This window comes from Candidatus Cyanaurora vandensis, assembly GCF_013285555.1.
In the GTDB taxonomy this organism is placed as follows: Bacteria; Cyanobacteriota; Cyanobacteriia; order Gloeobacterales; family Anthocerotibacteraceae; genus Cyanaurora; species Cyanaurora vandensis.
In genome coordinates this window covers 1-3,775 of sequence record NZ_JAAXLT010000229.1, presented here as the reverse complement: position 1 = coordinate 3,775, position 3,775 = coordinate 1, and the positions used below count along the sequence as shown (strand labels likewise).

The 3,775-nt window shown below is 55.1% G+C and carries 3 protein-coding genes; all 3 read left to right on the top strand.

Features of this window, described 5'->3' with window-relative positions:
• Positions 1-237: 237 nt before the first annotated feature.
• From HFM78_RS15905 to HFM78_RS15895, 3 genes are read left to right on the top strand one after another with little or no spacing between them, the layout of a single operon-like run.
• Entirely contained in the window at positions 238-1,047 is an 810-nt protein-coding gene (locus HFM78_RS15905; RefSeq protein WP_287130442.1) for a tetratricopeptide repeat protein, read from the top strand.
• A 3-nt stretch (positions 1,048-1,050) separates the two neighbouring features.
• Positions 1,051-2,121, top strand: a complete 1,071-nt coding sequence (locus HFM78_RS15900; RefSeq protein WP_287130441.1) for a Gfo/Idh/MocA family protein — start codon at positions 1,051-1,053, stop codon at positions 2,119-2,121.
• The gene (locus tag HFM78_RS15895; RefSeq protein WP_287130440.1) at positions 2,112-3,488 is read left to right on the top strand and encodes a DNA methyltransferase; all 1,377 of its coding nucleotides are present in this window, start codon (positions 2,112-2,114) and stop codon (positions 3,486-3,488) included. Before HFM78_RS15900 ends, HFM78_RS15895 begins: the two co-directional genes overlap by 10 nt.
• The last annotated feature ends 287 nt before the right edge of the window (positions 3,489-3,775 follow it).

Here is a 3,775-nt window from a genome sequence, read left to right as displayed (position 1 = left end):
GACGCGCCAGATGGTCCGCTACATAGGTCAGGGTCTAGTGGAGCTGGGCAGTTGACCGGTATTGGCAGTCGTCGAGTTTAGTAAAACTCATCGGCTAAGAGGCAGGTCACGGCTCCACTATCCGACCCACTCCTCTTGCTCTGGGTAAGTCCTGTTTTGGTTAAAAACATCGGAACTCACGGGTTAAAGAACGCTCAGGATAGACTATCTTTGAGTCTATCGTTTAGCTGACTGACAATGCGTTACTGGTCTTGGTTCCTGGCTCTAGCAGTAGTGGTGAGTCCCACGGTGGCAGCGCAGACGACTCCGCCTACCCCGCCCCCCAATGATCTCAAAGTTGCCAATCAAGCTTACCGTGCGGGTGATTATCCTAGAGCGATCAGCTTGGCGGATAAAGTCCTCCAGAGCGATAGCCAGAATATTAAAGCTCTACTGTTGCGGGCAGCGGCTCGCTACAAAGCCAAGAACTTCGACGGATCGGTGGCGGATTACACCACGGTCATCTCCATTGACAAGGAGTCCACTAAAGCTTACGGGGGACGCGGGGTCGTCTACGCCGAGAAGGGAGAACTTGCCCGTGCCGAGGCTGATTTCACCAAAGTCATTGATATTGACAAAGAGAAAAATGAAGTCACCCCCGGTGCTTTCTTCCAACGGGCTGTGGCACGGCAACGCTTAGGCAAGGTAGATGAAGCAATCGGTGATTGGAGTGCGGTGGTCATCCTCAATCCAACGGACCCCAGTGCTTACCTAGACCGAGCGTTGTTGCTATTTTTCAGAAACAAATACTCCCTAGCTCTCGCAGACTGGCAAAAAGCAAGCGAACTCAACTCAAAATCCGCTGAAGCCCTAGCGGGTCAAGCCATCGCCCTCTACCGTATCGGTCAGAAAGATGAGGCTGATGTCAGCGTTAAAGCCGCCGTCATTCTGGAACCGCGCTATGGCAGTGATATTGCCTGGGTGGGGAGCTTCACGAATCAGGCTCCTGGGTGGAACCGGGCTGCCGTCGAAGCTCTCAAAGAAGTCCTCGCTGCTCGCCAGCCCTAAGTGATGGTGGTAAATGTCGGGGTGGTCGGGACGGGGTTTGGGCAGGCCATCCATGTACCCGGTTTCCAGCAACTCCCTGGGGTACAGGTCCTTGGGCTATGGGGACGGGAGCAGGCGAGGACCCAGACCATTGCCCTCAAATTTGGCGTGCCGATGGTTTTTGCGAGCGTGGCGGAACTAGCTCAGCACCCGGATATCCACGCGGTCAGTCTCAGCACCCCGCCCCATCTCCACTACGAGCAAGCGCGGACGGTCCTTGCTGCCCGGAAAGCACTCTTTTGTGAAAAACCACTGGCCCTCAACGCCACTGAAGCCCAAGAAATGCTGACTTTAGCTGAACAAGCCCGAGTCATGCACGGGGTAGATTTTGAGTTTCGGACGGTCCCCCACTGGCTCTACCTCAAAGAACAACTGGGACGGCTTGGCCCCCTGCGATTGGTAGAAGTAGTTTGGCAGGTCGAAGGGCGGGCGGACCCCCAGCGACTCTGGAATTGGTATTCCCAGCGGAGTCAAGGCGGCGGCTGTCTCGGGGCGATTGGCTCCCATGCTTTTGACTATGTAGAGTGGCTGGTCGGTCCCATCGGACGACTCCAGGCCCAACTCACGACGAGTATTCGTGAACGACCGGACGCTCAGGGGCAACCCCGACTCGTGGACAGTGACGACATCTGTAATATCCTTTTCAACCTAGCGGACGGTACACCGGGGACGATGCTCCTCAGTACGGCAACTTGGCGGGGACAGGGGCATTGGGTCCGTATCTATGGCGAGCAGGGGACTTTAGTTCTCGGCAGTGATAACCTGCGCGATTATGTCCATGGTTTTCGGCTGTGGTATGCCCCGGCGGGTGGTGAACTGACCGAGCAGGCCCTCCCAGAACGGTTGAATTTCCCCCAGACCTACCCTGATGGCAGACTTGCACCCTTCATGGTCCTCGCAGAGCGGTTTGTCCAAAGTCTACAAACCCGAACGGTGATGACCCCTTCTTTAAAGGAAGGACTCCGCAGCCAAATCCTGATTGATGCAGCCCACCAGAGCCAGCAGACGGGTAGCTGGGTCACGGTATGGACCTGAGCGAAGCCGAAAAAGCCTACCTTAAAGATTTGCTTGACCGGGGTGAATTTTTACCTGCCCACTATCGGACCCGTCTCTTTGCACCTAGAGAACCGGAACTAGTTTGGTCTGGCAAAGGTGAGAGGGACTATCCTCAGCCCCAGTCCTGGGTCGCTCTGGAATATTTCGGCAATGGTGAGGGGGGGCAATTGTTTCAGGGGGATAACCTCGCCGTCCTTGTGGCCCTCGCGCGACCACCTTGGCAGGAAATCCTAGACCAAGCGGGTGGGCTTAAACTCATCTACCTAGACCCCCCGTTTAATCGCGGGACCGACGTATGGGGCGACCAGATGATGGGTGAAACAACTTTCTCGGCCTTGGCCTATACCGACACTTGGGACCCCAGTGCTTACCTGACGATGATGGCGGCACGATTACGACTAATGCACGGACTCTTGGCCCCTGATGGCAGTATCTATGTCCATTGCGACTGGCGGTCTAGTGCGCCGCTGCGTCTGTTGTTAGATGAGATTTTTGGGCGGGAGCATTTCCAGAATGAGATTTGCTGGAGCTACCGCACCCAGGGCGCGAGTCGCCGTCGTTTTGCCCGTAAACATGACACGCTGTTTTTTTATACCAAGAGCGACCATTGGACTTTTAATACTCAGACCGAGCGTTCCTACATGCAACACCGCTATGGTTTCGCTAATCGGGACTTCAAACAAGACGAGACGGGTCGTCAATACCGCGAAACCCTGCTCCGGGATGTGTGGGAGACCCCTGCCCTGCAATCGGCGACCCGTGAGAACCTGGGCTACCCTACCCAAAAACCCGAAGCCCTGCTCCAGCGCATCCTTGAGTGTTCTTCTAATCCAGGGGACTTGGTGGCAGATTTCTGTTGTGGGTCCGGTACCACCCTAGCCGTGGCCCAGCGTTTGAACCGCCGTTGGTTGGGTTGTGACCAGAGTTCCTGGGCCATTCACACGACGCGCAAACGCCTCTCGACCCTGGGTGCAAATTTCACGGTCTATACCTGTCCGGCCACAATCCCGCTAACGACTCACCAAGTCCGGCTAGAGCTAGGGCTAAGTCTAGGACCTGACCATACCGTTCAAATCCATCTACAGAGCTTAATAATTACCGCTCAACCTCCCTTATTTCTAGGCCACTGGAGCAACTGGGTAGATTATTGGGCCGTGGACTTCTCTACCCACCCAAACCAACCGGGACGGGTTAACTGGAGCAGTTTTCGGACCCGCCACCAACGCGACCTAAATTTGACAACCCCGCCCCACTACTACCCGGGACCAGGAACTTACCATATCCAAGTGTGGGTGGTAGACCTCTTGGCCCACCGGACAACCCAAGAGCTAATCATCCAGCTATAAGTTTTTGTAATGATTCGTAACAACACCTGCCTAAACAAGCCCTAGGACAGATACCCAGACCCCACTGAAGGACTAGCCCAGCCACAACAATCCAGACTTTACCCAATTCCTGAGAAATAATTACGTTTTCCTTGAAAAAATGTTTACATTCCGCTACAAATGGGGGGAGTAAATCTTTCAGGTAACTGCCAATGACCGCTACTCTTGAACGCCGCCAAGCGCGCTCCCTCTGGGGCCAGTTTTGCGACTGGGTTACTTCCACCAACAATCGCCTCTACGTCGGCTGG

What these genes read in the sequence shown, in the direction of transcription:
- HFM78_RS15895 (WP_287130440.1), top strand. Translation starts at nt 2,112, where the DNA reads ATGGACCTGAGCGAAGCCGAAAAAGCCTACCTTAAAGATTTGCTTGAC.
- HFM78_RS15905 (WP_287130442.1), top strand. Translation starts at nt 238, where the DNA reads ATGCGTTACTGGTCTTGGTTCCTGGCTCTAGCAGTAGTGGTGAGTCCC.
- HFM78_RS15900 (WP_287130441.1), top strand. Translation starts at nt 1,051, where the DNA reads ATGGTGGTAAATGTCGGGGTGGTCGGGACGGGGTTTGGGCAGGCCATC.